The organism is Pseudomonas alcaligenes, assembly GCF_041729615.1.
Lineage (GTDB): Bacteria > Pseudomonadota > Gammaproteobacteria > Pseudomonadales > Pseudomonadaceae > Aquipseudomonas > Aquipseudomonas alcaligenes_B.
This window is the reverse complement of record NZ_CP154874.1, coordinates 1,297,654-1,313,677: the sequence shown is the minus strand read 5'-3', so window position 1 is coordinate 1,313,677 and position 16,024 is coordinate 1,297,654. Positions and strand designations below refer to the sequence as shown.

General features: G+C 65.1%; 23 protein-coding genes and 1 pseudogene. 17 read left to right on the top strand and 7 right to left on the bottom strand.

Features of this window, described 5'->3' with window-relative positions; genetic code table 11:
• The 7 genes from AAG092_RS06340 to AAG092_RS06310 all read right to left on the bottom strand — a co-directional run bounded on the left by AAG092_RS06340 (position 1) and on the right by AAG092_RS06310 (position 3,020).
• Entirely contained in the window at positions 1–897 is an 897-nt protein-coding gene (locus tag AAG092_RS06340) for a DUF3102 domain-containing protein (RefSeq protein WP_373389016.1), read from the bottom strand.
• Positions 897–1,175: a hypothetical protein gene (locus AAG092_RS06335; protein ID WP_373389015.1), complete on the bottom strand. Its 279-nt coding sequence runs from the start codon at positions 1,173–1,175 to the stop codon at positions 897–899. Before AAG092_RS06335 ends, AAG092_RS06340 begins: the two co-directional genes overlap by 1 nt.
• 16 nt (positions 1,176–1,191) lie before the next feature.
• The gene (locus tag AAG092_RS06330) at positions 1,192–1,500 is read right to left on the bottom strand and encodes a helix-turn-helix domain-containing protein (protein ID WP_373389014.1); all 309 of its coding nucleotides are present in this window, start codon (positions 1,498–1,500) and stop codon (positions 1,192–1,194) included.
• The gene (locus AAG092_RS06325) at positions 1,497–1,730 is read right to left on the bottom strand and encodes a hypothetical protein (protein WP_373389013.1); all 234 of its coding nucleotides are present in this window, start codon (positions 1,728–1,730) and stop codon (positions 1,497–1,499) included. Before AAG092_RS06325 ends, AAG092_RS06330 begins: the two co-directional genes overlap by 4 nt.
• Positions 1,723–2,166: a hypothetical protein gene (locus AAG092_RS06320; protein ID WP_373389012.1), complete on the bottom strand. Its 444-nt coding sequence runs from the start codon at positions 2,164–2,166 to the stop codon at positions 1,723–1,725. Before AAG092_RS06320 ends, AAG092_RS06325 begins: the two co-directional genes overlap by 8 nt.
• A 157-nt stretch (positions 2,167–2,323) precedes the next feature.
• The gene (locus AAG092_RS06315; RefSeq protein ID WP_373389011.1) at positions 2,324–2,800 is read right to left on the bottom strand and encodes a hypothetical protein; all 477 of its coding nucleotides are present in this window, start codon (positions 2,798–2,800) and stop codon (positions 2,324–2,326) included.
• Positions 2,801–2,810: 10 nt separating this feature from the next.
• On the bottom strand, positions 2,811–3,020 hold the full coding sequence (locus tag AAG092_RS06310; RefSeq protein ID WP_373389010.1) for a DNA-binding protein: 210 nt from the start codon (positions 3,018–3,020) through the stop codon (positions 2,811–2,813).
• Positions 3,021–3,104: 84 nt separating this feature from the next.
• Here AAG092_RS06310 and AAG092_RS06305 point away from each other — a divergent pair, with 84 nt between their 5' ends.
• The 17 genes and pseudogenes from AAG092_RS06305 to AAG092_RS06225 all read left to right on the top strand — a co-directional run bounded on the left by AAG092_RS06305 (position 3,105) and on the right by AAG092_RS06225 (position 16,014).
• A complete protein-coding gene (locus tag AAG092_RS06305) occupies positions 3,105–3,527 on the top strand; it encodes a helix-turn-helix domain-containing protein (protein ID WP_373389009.1) in 423 nt (140 codons plus the stop codon).
• Positions 3,528–3,530: 3 nt separating this feature from the next.
• Complete coding sequence (locus AAG092_RS06300) at positions 3,531–4,112, top strand: hypothetical protein (protein ID WP_373389008.1); 582 nt, start codon at positions 3,531–3,533, stop codon at positions 4,110–4,112.
• 35 nt (positions 4,113–4,147) lie between these two features.
• Positions 4,148–4,723: an Sbal_3080 family lipoprotein gene (locus AAG092_RS06295; RefSeq protein ID WP_373389007.1), complete on the top strand. Its 576-nt coding sequence runs from the start codon at positions 4,148–4,150 to the stop codon at positions 4,721–4,723.
• 29 nt (positions 4,724–4,752) lie between these two features.
• The gene (locus tag AAG092_RS06290) at positions 4,753–5,214 is read left to right on the top strand and encodes a hypothetical protein (RefSeq protein ID WP_373389006.1); all 462 of its coding nucleotides are present in this window, start codon (positions 4,753–4,755) and stop codon (positions 5,212–5,214) included.
• A gap of 155 nt (positions 5,215–5,369) precedes the next feature.
• Positions 5,370–5,675: a putative holin gene (locus tag AAG092_RS06285; RefSeq protein WP_373389005.1), complete on the top strand. Its 306-nt coding sequence runs from the start codon at positions 5,370–5,372 to the stop codon at positions 5,673–5,675.
• 2 nt (positions 5,676–5,677) lie between these two features.
• A pseudogene (locus AAG092_RS06280) lies at positions 5,678–6,304 on the top strand (transglycosylase SLT domain-containing protein); the annotation flags it as partial.
• A gap of 168 nt (positions 6,305–6,472) precedes the next feature.
• A complete protein-coding gene (locus tag AAG092_RS06275; protein ID WP_373389004.1) occupies positions 6,473–7,093 on the top strand; it encodes a lysis protein in 621 nt (206 codons plus the stop codon).
• A complete protein-coding gene (locus AAG092_RS06270) occupies positions 7,093–7,434 on the top strand; it encodes a DUF2730 family protein (RefSeq protein WP_373389003.1) in 342 nt (113 codons plus the stop codon). The genes AAG092_RS06275 and AAG092_RS06270 overlap by 1 nt, the downstream gene beginning before the upstream one ends.
• A complete protein-coding gene (locus AAG092_RS06265) occupies positions 7,434–7,733 on the top strand; it encodes an ArsR family transcriptional regulator (protein ID WP_373389002.1) in 300 nt (99 codons plus the stop codon). The genes AAG092_RS06270 and AAG092_RS06265 overlap by 1 nt, the downstream gene beginning before the upstream one ends.
• 2 nt (positions 7,734–7,735) lie before the next feature.
• Positions 7,736–8,284: a phage protein Gp27 family protein gene (locus AAG092_RS06260; protein ID WP_373389001.1), complete on the top strand. Its 549-nt coding sequence runs from the start codon at positions 7,736–7,738 to the stop codon at positions 8,282–8,284.
• A gap of 1 nt (position 8,285) precedes the next feature.
• Positions 8,286–9,926 (top strand): hypothetical protein, encoded by a 1,641-nt coding sequence (locus AAG092_RS06255; protein ID WP_373389000.1) that lies wholly within the window; start codon positions 8,286–8,288, stop codon positions 9,924–9,926.
• Positions 9,920–11,485 carry a DUF935 domain-containing protein gene (locus AAG092_RS06250; protein ID WP_373388999.1) on the top strand — a complete coding sequence of 522 codons (1,566 nt, stop codon included), beginning with the start codon at positions 9,920–9,922 and terminating at the stop codon, positions 11,483–11,485. Before AAG092_RS06255 ends, AAG092_RS06250 begins: the two co-directional genes overlap by 7 nt.
• Positions 11,475–12,722, top strand: a complete 1,248-nt coding sequence (locus AAG092_RS06245) for a PBECR2 nuclease fold domain-containing protein (RefSeq protein ID WP_373388998.1) — start codon at positions 11,475–11,477, stop codon at positions 12,720–12,722. The genes AAG092_RS06250 and AAG092_RS06245 overlap by 11 nt, the downstream gene beginning before the upstream one ends.
• A gap of 99 nt (positions 12,723–12,821) precedes the next feature.
• Complete coding sequence (locus AAG092_RS06240) at positions 12,822–13,379, top strand: phage virion morphogenesis protein (RefSeq protein ID WP_373388997.1); 558 nt, start codon at positions 12,822–12,824, stop codon at positions 13,377–13,379.
• Positions 13,380–13,593: 214 nt separating this feature from the next.
• Positions 13,594–14,694 (top strand): phage protease, encoded by a 1,101-nt coding sequence (locus AAG092_RS06235; RefSeq protein ID WP_373388996.1) that lies wholly within the window; start codon positions 13,594–13,596, stop codon positions 14,692–14,694.
• A gap of 3 nt (positions 14,695–14,697) precedes the next feature.
• Complete coding sequence (locus tag AAG092_RS06230) at positions 14,698–15,105, top strand: hypothetical protein (protein ID WP_373388995.1); 408 nt, start codon at positions 14,698–14,700, stop codon at positions 15,103–15,105.
• Between the two features lie 15 nt (positions 15,106–15,120).
• A complete protein-coding gene (locus AAG092_RS06225) occupies positions 15,121–16,014 on the top strand; it encodes a Mu-like prophage major head subunit gpT family protein (protein ID WP_373388994.1) in 894 nt (297 codons plus the stop codon).
• Positions 16,015–16,024 lie beyond the last annotated feature (10 nt).

The following is a 16,024-nucleotide window of genomic DNA, read 5'->3' as shown; positions in this document are numbered from 1 at the left end:
TCAGGCCTCTCCCGGTTCCTGCTGCAGCCAGGGGAAGTTCTGGATGCCGTCGCCAGCCTCCACCTCGGGCAGGTGGAACTCGCTCTTGATGGCCTTGAGCATCCGCTCCAGATGCGCCACCAGGCTGGCCTTGAAGCTGGTGTGGTCGGCGCCATGCGCCTCGCCATGCTCCTGCAGCTTGGCGAAGCCCTCGCGCAGCTTGCCGGTGATGTCCGCCTCGGCCTCGAAGGCCAGCGCGACCACCTCCTGACGCAACGCCTTGGCGTGCTGGTCGGGGGTCATGGCCTGCACCTGGTGGCGCAGCTTCTCCATGCTGGTTTCCAGGTCGTTGACCCGTGCCGCCTTGGCGCTGAGTACTTGGTCCTTGGCGCGCAGGTCCTCCTTCGCCTCGCGCAGGGCCTTGCGCAGCGTGCTTACCGGCATGCGGTCGATGTCATCCAGTTCCAGGCCGGCGACGGTTCCGCCGTCGTTGAGCGCCTGCAGGTCCTCGTCGTCCAGCACCATCAGCTCGAACAGCTTGGACTTGGACTTGGCGGCCTCAATCAACTTGGTCGGAGGCTCGATGCCACCGAACTTCAGTGCGGCCTGCATCATGCGTTGAGCGAGGCGCGGCTCCAGGCTGAGCTCGCCCAGGATGTGCATCCACTCGCCATGCGGCTCGGCTTCCTTCATCACCAGCAGGCAGCGCCCGGCATGCAGGGCCTCTTCGGCGCTACGGGCCATGTGCTTGCGGGTGTTGTCGATGTAGCGAAGGCGGTCATACGGCAGGCCGTCCCCGAAGGTGGCCATCACCTCCTGCAGGTGCTCGCCCATGGCATTCTGGCTCTGCTGCAGGACCTCGCCATCCAGTGGAGCATCCGGTGCCAGCTCGGTGCCGGCTTGTGCACGACGAGCCATTACGCAGCCCTCCGATCGATGCCGGCCAGTTGCTGAAGGCGGGCAATAGCCTCGGTACGGTCACCATTGGCCTCCACCAGGGCATTACGGAACTCGTCCGCCCCACGACGGCAGCCGTAGAAATAGGCATCGAACTCCAGGCTGCCCTGTGGGTAGGTGCAGACGGAGGGCTCGTTCTCGATGCGCAGGCGCAGGGCGGCACACATCCCGTCGACATAGACAGGGCTGTGTCGATCGCCGCCACGCAGCAGGCGTTGGGCCAGTTTGCGGTAGTCCATCTGGTGCTCCTTGTTGTCAGCGGCCGGCACCGGCCAGCACGCGTTGGTTGATCTCGTTGATGCGCGCCTGGGCATTGGCCATCTCGTTGGCATGGGCCTGGGCGATTTGCAGGAGGGCGATACCCGGCGCAAAACGCCCAGTTTCCAGGCGAGTGGCCAAGCCGGCTTCGATCAGGGTGTCCATGCAGCGAGTGATGTTGGCCGGGCTCTCGCCCAGGGCCTTGGCCAGCTCCCCATTGCTCAGGCCGTGCAGGCTGTGGCCCTTCAGGGCCTTCATGACGCGCAGCACGCGCAGGGCGCTCTCGCTGGTGCGGGGTTTGCTCATACGCTCTGCTCCTGGCTGTGCTGGAGATATCGGTACTGGCGCAGTCCTTCCTCGCATCCCGCTATCCAGGCGTCGGCCTGGGCGCTGGGCATGTGGTAAGGGCAATCCTTCTTCCCTATGCCATCGAGCTTGCGGCGGAGGATGTACAGGCAACCTTCCTGGTACTCGGCACTGCGCGGGTCGCGCGGGCCGTCGAATAGGGTCTTGAACAGTGCTAGGGCCTTACTCATCGCCAAGCTCTCCAAGTTCGAGTTGTGGGTGGGCGTGCTGCGCGACATTCCCGCGGTGCCAGGCCAGTGCCTCCAGGCCGCTCTGCAGGGCACCGAGGGTGGCGTCCGCATCTGCGGTGCCGTTGTAGAAGGCCATCAGGGCGCCGGTGGTGTGATGCAGCACCACCTGCAGCTCCTGCATGTCGTCGGCGGTGCAGTTGCGGCCGGTGGGCAGATCCACCAGCAGCTTGCCGCTGGTGGAGGCCAGCCAGCGGCTGACCATGTTGATGCCGCAGGCGTGCTCGAACGCGGGGATCAACACTGCCGGCATGCGCCCTTCGCTGGCCCACTTGTAGATCACCCAGTGACTGGGCAGCCCCATCCGCTCGGCAATGCGCTCGGCGTTTAGCCGGTGCTCCAGGGCGAACTCCAGCGACCACTCAACCGCCTGGCACATCGTCCGCGGCTGGGCTCTTTTCCAATTGCGCTTCCTCATTGGAGGGCCCTCAGGCGCAAGCCAGAGCGGCCCGCCAAATAAATTCCCGTTTTGCTGCTGGGCAAAACCGTTACCAATTGGCCACCATGGCGGTGTACATTCTCGACAGGAGCCATGGTCATGACCGATCAGGCAGGAAATCTGATGGCGCAGGTGAATGCCCTGTCTCAGGCATGGCTTCACCTGGCCGCAGCTGTTGAACAGGCCGGCGTTGTTCGGCCGGGCCAGTTGCAGGAGTCGCTGCAGGCCCTGAGCTGGGATGCAACGTGGGATGCAGATGCACGCGCCTTGACGAGCTGGCTATGTGATCAGCTGGATGAATCACACCGGCGGCGCGCTGTTGATCCAGGCGCTGGCCAACCAGCTTCCCGGCACCAATCAGCATCAGGCGGTCGATCAGCTTCACTTCGCCTTGTGTGGCCGAGAAGGAGCGGCACACCAGAGTCTTCTCGCGGGCATCCTTGAGGTGCCAGGCGATATCGACCGCAGTGCCGGGTGCCACGGCGATCAGCGCATTAAGCGCCATACGCCAGGCTTCGAGCGGGTGCGGGATGAGTTCGATCTCCTCGAAGGAGATCTGCGGCTTGTTGGACATGGCGGTGTCCTCAAGCTGCAGCAGCTGCGGGCTTGAGCCCCAGCTTGACCGCGATTTCATGGGCTTTGCCATAGTTGGCTTTGGCCTGGCCGTTGAGGACGCGGTACACCTCGTTACGGGTGTAGCCGTTCTCCTCGGCCCATGCGGTGAAGGTTTTTCCGGCTTGGCGAAAGCGCTCTTTCACCTGGTCGGCGGTTAGGGCTTTGGTTGCAGTGGCCATGGCGGTGGCTCCTGTGATGCAAAGATATTTCGGGTTTGTGTGAAGGATGATGGTGCCAAATATTGCACCTGTCAAGGTATTTAAGTGCCAGATATTTCACTAGGAGAAAGGCTGAAAGCGGAGCGCGAACGGCTGGGCTACAACCAGACGGATTTCGCTGCATTCGTTGGGGCCTCAAAGCGGACCCAGATCGGCTGGGAGCAAGATCGCTCTGCGCCTGATGCGAGGGCTCTGGCTGTATGGGTTGGAGAAGGCCTTGATTCGAACTTCTTGCTGACCGGGGAGCGATCAAATGCGGCGACGTCGACGCATTTGCCTGCCGACGAGCAGCTGCTGCTGGAGGCTTACAGAGGAATGGCTGCACCGGCTCGCAAGGCACTGCTGGCCGAGCTGCTGATGGGCGGCAAGAAGGCCAAGCCCAAGGCGCCGACCGCGGAAGCAGGGATCAAGGTTTCTGGAAGTGGCCACCGGGTTGCAGGCAGGGATTTCAAGGAGCGCAAGGAGTAGTTCGTGAGTGACATTGAAGTAGATGGAGATCGCAATCGGGTTGCCGGCCGGGACTATATCGAGGTGCATGTCTCGCCAGACCAGGAGCCTCTATCCCCGGAGCAGCGTCGGCGCTTAAACCGGCTAGTGACGGAAATCAGCACCGATTATGGGGTTGATCCGCGCCTGCTCTGGAAGGATGTCGTCCACACGCAGACAGGCGTCAGCAAGATCGACGAGATCCCGCGAGAGAAGTTCTCCTTGGCCGAGAAGGCCCTGCTCGACCATGCGGAGCAGCTGCATGCACATGCCCATGCCAAGCGGCTGGTGGCCGAAGTGCTGGAGGTGGCGAACCAGCGGGGCGTCTACCAGGAGATGACGCGCTTCTGCTCTCGCGAATTCGGCAGCGCAGTGCTGAACAAACTAAGCCCCGAGCAGCTAAAGGGCGTACTGCGCTTTGTCGAGGAGCGTGAGCAGCCGAAGCCCGCTCGCTCCGCCTCTGCTTTCAGCTGGTGGGAGCAGATGGTGCAACTGTGGAAGCGCTATCCATCGCATCTGATCACGCTGATCATCGTGTCCGCCATCGCAGGGCGGATTTTCATCTAACTGGGAGCGCCGCAGACGGCGCAGGGATGGCCAAGATGCTCAAACAGTTCGGAGTTGCAGCTGCAGCGTTGATGATGGTGGGCTGCAGCATCAAGCAGACGGTGGATGCTCCTGACCTCAATCCCCAGCTGGCTCCAGATATCTGTCTGATCCCGGCCAAGGGTGTGCGCCAAGGGTTCACGGATGTGTACACCGCCAACCTGGAGTCCAAGGGTTTCACCGTTCACCTGCTGCGCGCGGGCGCCAGCCCCTCGCGCTGCCCTCTGGCGACCACCTACATCGGCACCTGGAACTGGGATGCTGCGCTCTACATGAATTTCGCCGACATCCGCGTGTACGAGAACGGCCGCAAGGTCGGCCAGGCACTGTACGACTCGCGTGACGGCGGTGGCCGCCCGGACAAGTTCATCAGCGCTGAGAACAAGATCAACGAGCTGGTGGATCAGCTTTTCCCGAATGGGGCCGCCGGCCTGGGCCAGAAGCCAGTCGCCAAGACGCCAGAGGAAGCACAGTCGCTATCCGTCCAGGAAAAGCTCCAGGAGCTCGACAGTCAGTCGCTGAGCTACGAGGAGTACATGCGGCGGTACAAGCAGATTCAACAAGGGCAGTAACTGCCGAAACAATAGAGGTAGAGCTAGGAATGAAGTCGGAATTGGATGCGCTGTTTGCAGCCAGAGAGCAGCAGCGTAAGAGCGAGGAAGCGGCAGCGCGACAAAAGGCTCAGGCAGCGTCTGAGCGTAAAGAGCGGGTCATCCGCATTTTCCAGACTCAGGTTGAGTCGGTGCTCGGCCAAACGGTAAACGAGCTTTTGCAACGAGGGGAAGAGGCGAATATCTCGCACAGTTTCGACGCCCCCAATCCATTCGTTACTCTGGAGGTGCGAATTGGGAACGGCTCCCGGCCGAGCTACCAGCATTCCACTCTCAAGTTCCAGATGCTCATGAATGGATACATCCAAGTGACCTACGTGGTCTGGGGCGTCAAGGGAAAAAACGAGTCCTTCGAGCCGAATGCTCCGACCATTAGCTCGGAGGAAATCTCTCAGGAGTGGTGCAAGAAGCATGTGCTGAACTTTATCGCAGAAGTGCTGAGTCGAATCTGAGCGTGGCAGAAGGCACCCCGGGCGCCTTCTTCTCTCGATTGATTTTTCGCCCCCCAAAAATACTTTCCGCGCGCGCGTGACGATGATCGTCCTGCCTGCTGATGCAGGACGGACCATCAACCCGGCCATGGACGGCCACCAGCGCGGAGAGCCCCATGTCTCGTTCCCCCCATTCCCGCCGGCGCCTGCGTGCGCCGCGCATGACGCTCTGGACCATCATCGCCCTGTGCCTGCTGCTGGCCCTGGCGGCGGTGCGCCCGGAGCAGCTCCAGGTGGTGCTGTACAAGGCCGGCCTGGTGACCCTGGCCGCCGTGATCGGCTACTGGATCGACCGCAGTCTGTTTCCCTACCCCGAGGACCGCCCGCATGAGTGCATCGGCGGCATCCACATCGTCGGCGCCTGGCTGCGCCGCGCCCTGATCGTCCTGGCCGTAGTGCTGGGCATGACGCTGGGGCTCTGACTATGCGCATAATGATCGTCAGCTGCGCTGTAGCCCTGCTAAGCGGCTGCCATCCGGCGTTCGCCGCCGACGAGATTCCGCTCGCCGCCGAACAGCACCACCGGCTCCTGGTGCGCGCCGCCCATGCCGAGTGGGGCCTAGGCGCACCGGTGGCCACGCTGGCCGGCCAGGTACACCAGGAGAGCCGCTGGCGCAGCCAGGCGCGCTCGCCGGTAGGTGCCCAGGGGCTGGCCCAGTTCATGCCGGCCACGGCCGACTGGATGGCCGAGCTGTACCCCAGCAGCCTGGGCCCCGCGCAGCCTTACAACCCGGGCTGGGCCCTGCGCGCCATGGTCACCTACGACCGCTGGCTGTATGAACGCAACCAGGCATCCAGCGACTGCGATCGCTGGGCATTCGTGCTCTCGGCCTACAACGGCGGGCAGGGATGGGTGAATCGCGACCGCGTGCTGGCCTCGGCTAAAGGGGCCGACAAGCTGGCCTGGTTCGATTCCGTCGAGCGGCACAACGCCGGCCGCTCGACTGCCAACTTCCGTGAGAACCGCCACTACCCGCGCGCCATCCTGCTGCGCTGGGAGCCCATGTACGCGGCTGCCGGCTGGGGCTCTGGCGTGTGTGCCGAGAGGTACCACCGTGAAAGTGCCACTGCTCTGCCTGGCGATGAGCATCGCCACCACGTCACCTGCCGCGTGTTCCCTGAACTGGCTCGCTGCCAGCGAGCTGTACGCCTCGCCTCCGCACCGAGAACCGCCGCCGCGGCTGGACGCCCGCAGGCACAGGCGTAAGGGGCAGCGCAGATGAGGACCTTCTTCGGCTGGCTCGGCGAGAACATCTGGCTACTGCTGATCCTCCTCTTCGCAGTGGCGTTCTGGCTGCATGGCTCCGGCATGTACGACAGTGGCTACGGCAAGGCCCAGGCCGAAGGTGAATCCGCCCTGCAGAGTCTGCGCCTGGAGTACGCCGAGCAGAGCCTGCGTGCCTCCCAGGAGAACCTGGCGAGCTACCGCCTGCAGGTGCAACGCGCCAACGAGGCCGAGCTGCGGTACCTGGACGCCCAGGGCGAGATCCGCCAGCTGCAGCAACAACTCACCAGGGAGCGCATCGCTCATGTCTCGACTCAGTACCGCCCAGCGCCAGGCACTGCACCTGTGCCTGCTCCTCGCTTCGTTATCACTTGCGGCTGGCTGCGCGACTTCAACGCCGCCCTCGGCGCCCGTATGCCCGCCCCAGCCGGATGCCGAGGTGCCGCCGGCGCTGCGCCGGGAGCCTGGCCCGCCGCCGGCTCTGACGCCGAACTACTGGAAAGCGGCGTCAGCGCGGCTGACATCCTGGCCCATGCCCGCGACTACGGCGCCTGGGCCCTCACCAACCTGGCGCAGCTGAACGGGTTTCGCCGCCTGCACAAGGAATCTCCCTGATGGATTTGGACTTCGCGCTGCGCGCCGGCCAGTTCGCCTTCACCGCCCTGGTGGGCCTGTACTCCCTGATGGCCGCCAGGCGCTCCAGCTCGAAGGCCGAGGCCGAGCAGCTGGCCACCCGCCTCACCGGGCAGGACAACCGCATCCTGGTGCTCGAGCAAAGCATGAAGCACCTGCCTGACAGCGAGCAGCTGACCGAGCTGGCTGGTGAGCTCGCCGATCTGGCCGGGGACATGAAAGCGATCAAAGTCGAGCTCGCGGGGGTGGCCAAAGCGCTCGACCCTTTGACCCGCAGCGTCGACCGCATCAATGACTACCTGCTGAACAACGCGAGGCCGTGATGAGCAACCAACAATTCGCCGACTACCTGCGCCAGGACCAGCGCCTGGTGATGCTGCGCATCCTCTCGGAGCTGCCGCAGTACCGCTCCAACTCTTCCGTGCTGACCAGTCTGCTGGGCGAGTTCGGGCACCACCCGAGTCGCGACCAGGTGAAGGCCGAGCTCACCTGGCTCGGTGAGCAGGGCCTGGTCAAGGTCGAGGATATCGGCTCCGTCCTGGTAGTCACCCTGACCGAGCGCGGCGCCGACGTAGCCGCCGGCCGCGCCTCGGTACCGGGCGTCAGCAAGCCGAGGCCCTGACCATGGGGCGCAAATCCAGCATCGACAAGCTCGACCCGGCGGTGCGCTCGTATATCGAGCGCAGCCTGCGCGAGAACCGCCTCACCCTGGACGAGCTCATCGAGGAGCTGCAGTCTCGCTTCCCCAGCGAGGACCGGCCCAGCCGATCGGCGATCGGCCGCTACAAGGTCAGCTTCGACGAGATGACCAAGCGCCTGCGCGAGCAGCAGGCGATGGCCAGCCTGCTGGTGGAAGAGCTGGGCGAGAACCCGGACGATAAGGCCGGCGCTCTGATGGTGCAGTCCATCACCACGCTGACCACACATGCCGCTCTGGGCGCGCAGGTGGATGAAGAGACCACCGTTGACGACGTGCGCAAACTGGCCCGCGCCGCCAAGGATGTGCTGGCTGCCCGCAAGGTGAGTCGCGAGGAACGCCGCGCCATCGAGAAGGAAGCCCGCGAGGCCCTGCTGGCCGAGCAGGAGCAACGCCTGGAAGAGCTGCGCGGCAGCGACGGCATGAGCGAGCAGCTCGAAAACCGCATTCGCGGCATCCTGCTGGGGAAAGCCTGATATGAGCCTCAAGGCCACCAGCCCGGCCCGCAAGATCGATCTGCAGGAAGAGATGGCCCTGCACGGCGTGGAGGTTCCGCAGGATATCGCCCAGGCCGTGCCGGGCAGCGATGCGGTGTTCCTGCCGTACCAGCAGAAGTGGTTCGAGGACGAGAGCCAGATCATGATCGCGGAGAAGTCCCGCCGCACCGGCCTGACCTGGGCCGAGGCCGGGCGCAACGTGATCAACGCCGCCAAGCCGCGCCGCCGTGGTGGCTGCAACACCTTCTACGTCGGCAGCAAGCAGGAGATGGCGCTGGAGTACATCGCCGCCTGCGCGCTGTTCGCCAAGGCCTTCAACGAGCTGGCCGAGGCTGACGTCTACGAGCAGACCTTCTGGGACTCGGGCAAGAAGGAAGAAATCCTCACCTACATGATCCGCTTCCCCAAGTCGGGGCGGAAGATCCAGGCGCTGAGCAGCCGGCCGAGCAACCTGCGCGGCCTGCAGGGCGACGTAGTGATCGACGAGGCGGCCTTCCATGAGTCCCTGGAGGAACTGCTCAAGGCGGCCCTGGCGCTGACCATGTGGGGCAACAAGGTGCGCCTGATCAGTACCCACAATGGCGTCGACAATCCCTTCAACACCTACATCCAGGACGCCCGCGAAGGCCGCAAGGATTACAGCATCCACCGCATTACCCTGGACGATGCGATCGCCCAGGGCCTCTACAGGCGGATCTGCTATGTCACTGGCCAGGAGTGGTCGCCCGAGGCCGAGAAGAAGTGGCGAGACGGGCTGTACAAGAACGCCCCGAACATCGAGAGCGCCGACGAGGAATACGGCTGCGTGCCGAAGAAGAGCGGCGGTGCCTACCTGACCCGTGTGCTGATCGAGCAGGCGATGGTGGCCGACCACTCCATCCGCATTTACCGCTACGAGGCCCCGGAGGGCTTCGAGAGCTGGACGCCGGAGATGCGCACGGCCGAGATTCGCACCTGGTGCGAAGAGAACCTGCTGCCCGAGCTGGCCCGCCTGAGCGACCGCAACCGCCACACCTTCGGCGAGGACTTTGCCCGCCGTGGCGACCTGACCGTGTTCACCCCACTGCAGATCGATCCGCTGCTGCGCAAGCGCGTGCCGTTCCAGGTAGAGCTGCGCAACCTCACCTACGAGGCGCAGCGCGACATCATGTTCTTCATCTGCGATCGCCTGCCGCGTCTCACCGGCCTGGCGTTCGACGCCACCGGCAACGGCGGCTACCTGGCCGAGCAGGCGGCGCTGCACTATGGCGCTGGCCTCGTCGAGCAGGTGCAGCTCAACCTGGCCTGGTACGCGCTGTGGATGCCCAAGCTCAAGGGCGAGTTCGAGGCGTTCAACCTGCAGATCCCGCGGCACCAGAACACCCTGGACGATCTGCTCTCGATCAAGGTCGAGAAAGGCGTGCCGGTGATCGACAAGGGCCGGACCAAGGATCTGGAGAGCACCAGCGCCAAGGCCAAGCGCCACGGCGACTCGGCCATTGCCCTGGTCATGGCCGTGCGCGCCAGCTTCATGGAGGGCGGCCTGATCGACTTCACCGCCTTGCCCCGCCACAGCCGCGGCTTCGACAACGTGGGCAGCAACGACAGCGACATCGAACTACCGGAGTCTTCAGCATGGTGACCACTTCTCGCATCCTTGGTCCCGATGGCCAGCCCATCCGCATCGGCGAGCTGCGCGAACCGCAGACCGCCCACCTGACCAGCCTGCACCATGAGGTCGGCAATCACCCGTCCCGTGGCCTTACGCCTAGCAGGCTTGCCCAGATTCTGGATGCCGCTGAGCAAGGCGATATCGTCGGCCAGTACGAGCTGTTCGAGGACATGGAGGAGAAGGACGGCCACATCCACGCCGAGATGGGAAAGCGCCGCCGCGCGGTGCAGGGCCTGGAGTGGCAGATGGTGCCTCCGGCCAACGCCACCAAGGCCGAGAAGGATGCCGCTGTTGCGCTGGCCAGCCTGCTGGAGGGCCTGGACGACTTCGATGATCTGCTGTTCGACGTCACCGACGCCATCGGCAAGGGCTTTGCTTGCCTGGAGTACGATGGCTGGCACCGGGTCGATGGTAGCTGGTTGCCGCGGGCCGCCATCCACCGGCCGCAGTCCTGGTTCCAGCTGGTGCGTGGCCAACAGCAGGAAATCCGCCTGCGCGGCGCGGCCGGCGGCGAGCCGCTGCAGCCGTTCGGCTGGCTCGTGCATACCCACAAGGCCAAGAGCGGCTATCTGGAGCGCTCGGCGCTGTTCCGCGTGCTGGTGTGGCCGTACCTGTTCAAGAACTACAGCGTGGGCGACCTGGCCGAGTTCCTGGAGATCTACGGCATCCCCATGCGGGTGGGCAAATACCCCTCGGGTGCCACCGAGAGGGAGAAGCTGACCCTGCTGCGCGCCCTGGCCGCGCTGGGCCACAACGCGGCCGGCATCATCCCGATCGGCATGGAGCTGGACTTCCTGAACGCCGCCGAGGGCGACCCGGCAGCCTTCCAGCTGATGATCGACTGGTGCGAGCGCACCCAGAGCAAAGCCATCCTCGGCGGCACGCTGACTAGCCAGGCGGACGGCAAGAGCAGCACCAACGCCCTGGGCAACGTTCACAACGAGGTGCGTCAGGAGCTACGCAACTCGGACGCCAAGCAGATCAGCCTGTCGATCAGCCGCCAGCTGGTCTACCCGATCGGCCTGCTCAACAACCTGGTCAGCGACTGGCGTCGCTGCCCGCGACTCCAGCTCATCACCCGCGAGCCGGAGGATCTGGCGCACTACGCCGAAGCGCTGCCGCCCCTGGTGAAGATGGGCGTAAAGGTACCGCGGCAGTGGGCCCAGGAGCGCCTGGCGATTCCCGAGCCCGAAGGTGATGAGGACGTCCTGGTGCTCGCCGCCGAGCCGGCAGCGCTGCCGCCCGCCGCTCCACCGGCGGCCAAGGCGGTGACCACCGCCCAGCGCCCCGCGGCGACCGCCGCCGAGCAGCTCGACGATCAGCTGCAGCCTGCGACAGGGGCCTGGATCAAGCAGATCCGCGACCTGGTGCAGCGGGCCGAGTCCCTAGAGCAGATCCGCGACGGCCTCGAGCAGCTGCTGCCGGACATGAGCCTGGAGCAGTACGCCGATGCCATGGCCCAGGCCCTGGCCGCCGCTGCGCTGCAGGGCCGGCTGGAGATCCTGCAGGAGGCCGCCGGTGGCCGTTAGTGCCGTGTCGCTGCCGTTCCAGGAGCAGAACGAGTTCCTGCGGCGCAAGCTGAACCTGCCCACCGATGGCTGGACGGACGTTTACGGCCGCGAGCACGACTGGGCCTTCGTCGTCGCGGGCGCCAACCGCGACGAGCTGGTGGCCGACTTCCGCCTGGCGGTACAGCGCTCGATCGAAGAGGGCCGCACCCTAGAGGATTTCCGCCGGGACTTCGACCGCATCGTGGCCAAGCATGGCTGGAGCTACAACGGCGGCCGCAACTGGCGCTCGCGGGTGATCTACGACACCAACCTGCAGAGCAGCTACATGGCTGGCCGCTATGAGCAGCTGATGGCGGTGCGCGAGCAGCGGCCGTTCTGGCAGTACATCCACAGCGATGCGGTGGAGCACCCGCGGCCCGAGCATGAGGCCTGGAACGGCATGGTCCTGCGCTGGGACGATCCCTGGTGGCAGTACCACTTCCCGATCAACGCCTGGGGCTGCCAGTGCAGCGTGCGCGCACTGAGCATGAATGATCTGGTGCGCATGGGTAAGACCGGACCGGATACGGCGCCGGCCATAGTTTGGGAGCAACGCACCATCGGCCAGCGCAGTGCCACCGGGCCGCGCACCGTCACCGTACCCCAGGGCATTGACCCCGGCTTCGAGTACACCCCAGGCCGGGCCAGGCTGGAGAGCGCGGTACCGCGTCCGCGCCCTGACGAGGAGCTGATCCCTGCACCCGCGCCGGGCCTGCCCAATCGCCTGGCCGGCGACCCGCTGCCGCCGCCCAGGGTGACCCCGGTCGAGCGCCTGCTGCCGGAGGGCTTGACCGACGAGGCCTACGCCAGCAGCTACCTGGCCGAGTTCGGCGCCACCCTGGAGCGCCCTGCGGTGTTCCGCGACGTGCTGGGCGAAGGCTTGGTGATAGGGAAAGAGCTTTTCACGGAGCGCAAGACTGGCCAGTTGAAGGCCAACAAGAACGGCCGCGGTTGCTGGCTGCGCCTGCTGGCGGATGCCCTGAAGGCCCCGGACGAGGTGTGGACGCGCTTGGAGTGGCTCGGCGCTCTTGGCCAGGCGGTGGTGCGCCGCCGCTACGTTGCGCGCTTCCTGGTTGAAGGCTCGCAGGTGCCGGCCGTGGCGGTGTTCGAGGTGGGTGCGGATGGCTGGCTGGGCGTGACCACCTTCCCGCCGCACAAGGATGAGTACCTGGAGACGGTGCGCCAGGGCGTGCGGCTGTATCGCAGGCAAAACTAAACCCGGCGCTGCCACATCGGGTTTCCCGCGAGCGTAGGGTCGGAGGCCCTGGCAGGGGCTCTCTCGCTCGATCAGGTGATTTCAGTATAGGAGCAGAACATGGCCGGAGCCACACTGGAGTTCGATGCCGCCGGCGCGCTGGCGGTGATCAACGAGGCCGCGCAGGCGATGGGCCGGCCCGAGCCGCTGCTGCGCGATATCGGCGAGTACCTGCTGATCGCCCACGACCAGCGCTTCGCCAGCCAAACCTCGCCAGACGGCACACCGTGGCAGGCCTTGTCGCCGGCCTACCAGCGGCGCAAGCGCAAGAACCAGGACAAGATCCTGGTACTGGACGGCTACCTGAAGAACACCCTGCGCTACCAGGTGAGCAACGACGAGCTGCTGTTCGGCACCAACCGCCAGTACGCGGCGATCCATCACTTCGGCGGCACAATCGATGTCGCGGCGCGCAGCCAGCAGACCTATTTCCGCCAGGGCAAGAATGGCGAGGTGGGCAACCTCTTCGTCAACAAGCACAAGAGCAACTTCGCCCAGTGGGTGACCATCGGCGCCTACCAGATCCGTATACCGGCTCGTCCATTCCTGGGCGTGAGCGACTCGGACGGTTACGCCATCGCCGGAGTCGCCATGAGGTACCTTTTTCCCACCCGCTGAAAACGGCCGCAGAAGGCCCTTATCTAGGGTTACCCGCGGCGGATGTTCGTCCTTGGAGCGATACCCCCCGTTTTTAGCGTTTATAAACACGCCTAGCGGCATTGCCATTGCCCCCCTCGGCGTGCTTCTGTAGAAAAGGCCCCACCGAACACCCCGCCTGCGATTTTTCGCCAGCCAAAAAGACTCCCCCCTCCTGCCGCCCCACTCTGGCGGCATGAAGACCAAGACCCTCTCTCTCGCCGTCGCCATCGCTGCCTGCTCCTTCGAGCTGGGCCAGGCTGATGCCGACAACACCATCTGGCTGCAGGTAACCCCTGCCGGCCACTTCAAGCCGTCCGATGGTCGTGAGATCAAGGTGCCGAGCTGGCATATCAACGCGGCGGTCGCCACCAAGGTCATCGAGCGTTTCCATGCGCGCAAAAACAAGCGCGTGGTCGACTACGAGCACCAGACCCTGCTCAAGGAAGAGAACGGCCAGCCAGCTCCCGCTGCTGGCTGGTACATCGACCTGGAGTGGCGCGAGGGCGAAGGTCTGTTCGCCAAGGTGCAGCTGACTGCACGCGCGGCTCAGTACATCGCCACCGGCGAGTACCAGTATTTCTCTCCCGTCTTCCTTTACAACCCGACCACTGGCGACGTCCTGGACGTACAGATGGGCGCGCTCACCAATGCCCCGGCTATCGACGGCATGCAGGAACTCAGCCTGCGCGCTGCGGCGTCGTTCGGCTTGTTCGATGAACCCTCAGAGGAAAAACCCGTGAACCCACTGCTGCTTGCGGTATGCGCCGCGCTCGGCCTGGCCGACACCACCACCGAAGAGCAGGCGGTCGCCGCGCTCTCCGCCCACAACACCGATCTGCGCAAGCTGCTGGGCCTGGATGACAAGGCTACCGGCGAAGCGCTGCTGGCCGCCTGCACCGGCCTGAAGGCCAAGGCCACCGCCGGCGCCCCCGATCCGTCGAAATTCGTTCCGGTATCGGTCGTCGATGGCCTGAAGGGCGATATCGCCGCGCTCACTGCTCGCCTCGGAGAGCGTGACCAGAAGGACCTGGACGCCGAGATCGCTGGCGCTCTCGAAGACGGCCGCCTGCACGCATCCATGGAGACCTGGGCGCGTGACCTCGGCAAGTCCGACCGAGCCGCCCTGACTGCCTACCTGGACAAGGCTGCGCCGATCGCGGCCCTGCTCGGCAGCCAGACCAATGGTCAGCGGCCGGTGCCTGACGAGAAGACTGGCCTGACCCAGGAAGAGCAGGCCGTGTGCTCGCAAATGGGCCTGACCCCGGAACAGTTCAAAGCCGCGAAGGAGGCCTAAGCCATGACCGCGCTCGCCAAGGATCGCAACACCAAACGCCGCGACGCCAAGGTCTTCAGTGACCCGGTCGCGGCCACCACCAAGATCTACGCCGGCTCGCTGGTGTGCATCAACGCCTCGGGCTACGCCGTTCCGGGCAGCACCTCGACCACCCTCAAGGCGCGCGGTGTTGCCCAGGAACAGGTGGACAACTCCACTGGCGCCGCTGGTGACAAGCGGGTGGAGACCAGCCGCGGCTGCTTCCCCTTCGCCAACAGCTCGGCCGGCGACGAAGTCACCCGCGCCGACATCGGCGGCACGGCCTACATCGTCGATGACCAGACCGTGGCCAAGACCAATGGCACCAACACCCGATCGGCCGCTGGCGTTATCCGCGACGTGGATAGCGATGGCGTCTGGGTCGAGATCTAAAGGAGCAAGACTCAGATGATCATCAATAAAGCCAACCTGGCCATCCTTCACACCGGCTTCAAGGCGGCCTTCGCCAATGCCTTTGCCAGCGCTCCGATCGACTACGACCAGCTGGTGCTGGAAGTGAAGTCCGGCACCGCCATCGAGACCTACGGCTGGCTTGGCGCCACGACCCGATTCCGCGAGTGGATCGGTGACCGCGTGGTGCAGAACCTCGGCCTGCACGAGTACTCGATCAAGAACAAGAGCTTCGAAAACACCGTGGGCGTGCCCCGCGAGGCGATCGAGGACGATCAGTACGGTGTGTACTCCCCGCTGATGGCCCAGCTGGGCCAGGACGCCAAGGAACACCCGGCCGAGCTGGTCTATGCCCTGCTGGCCGGCGGTTTCACCGGCAAGTGCTACGACGGCCAGTACTTCTTCGACACCGACCACCCGGTGCTCGGCGCCAACGGCCAGGAAACCTCGGTGAGCAACTTCCAGGGCGGCGCCGGCACCGCGTGGTACCTGCTGGACACTACCCGGATGATCCGTCCGCTGATCCTGCAGAAGCGCAAGCCCTACAACTTCGTGGCCAAGACGGCCGAGACCGACGACAACGTGTTCGATCGCAAGGAATACGTGTGGGGCGTGGATGCGCGCCTGAACGCCGGCTACGGCCTCTGGCAGTTGGCCTACGCCAGCAAGCAGACCCTGGACGCGACCAACTTCGGCGCGGCCTATGCCGCAATGCAGGGCCTCAAGGGTGACCATGGCCGCCCGCTGGGCATCCGGCCGAAGCTCCTGGTCGTGCCGCCGAGCCTGCGTGAGAAGGCCCTGGAAGTGGTCAAGGCCGAACGCAACGCCGCCGGCGCCACCAACATCAACCGCGACGTGGTCGACGTGCTCGTCACCCCGTGGCTGGCCTGATCGGAGGTAA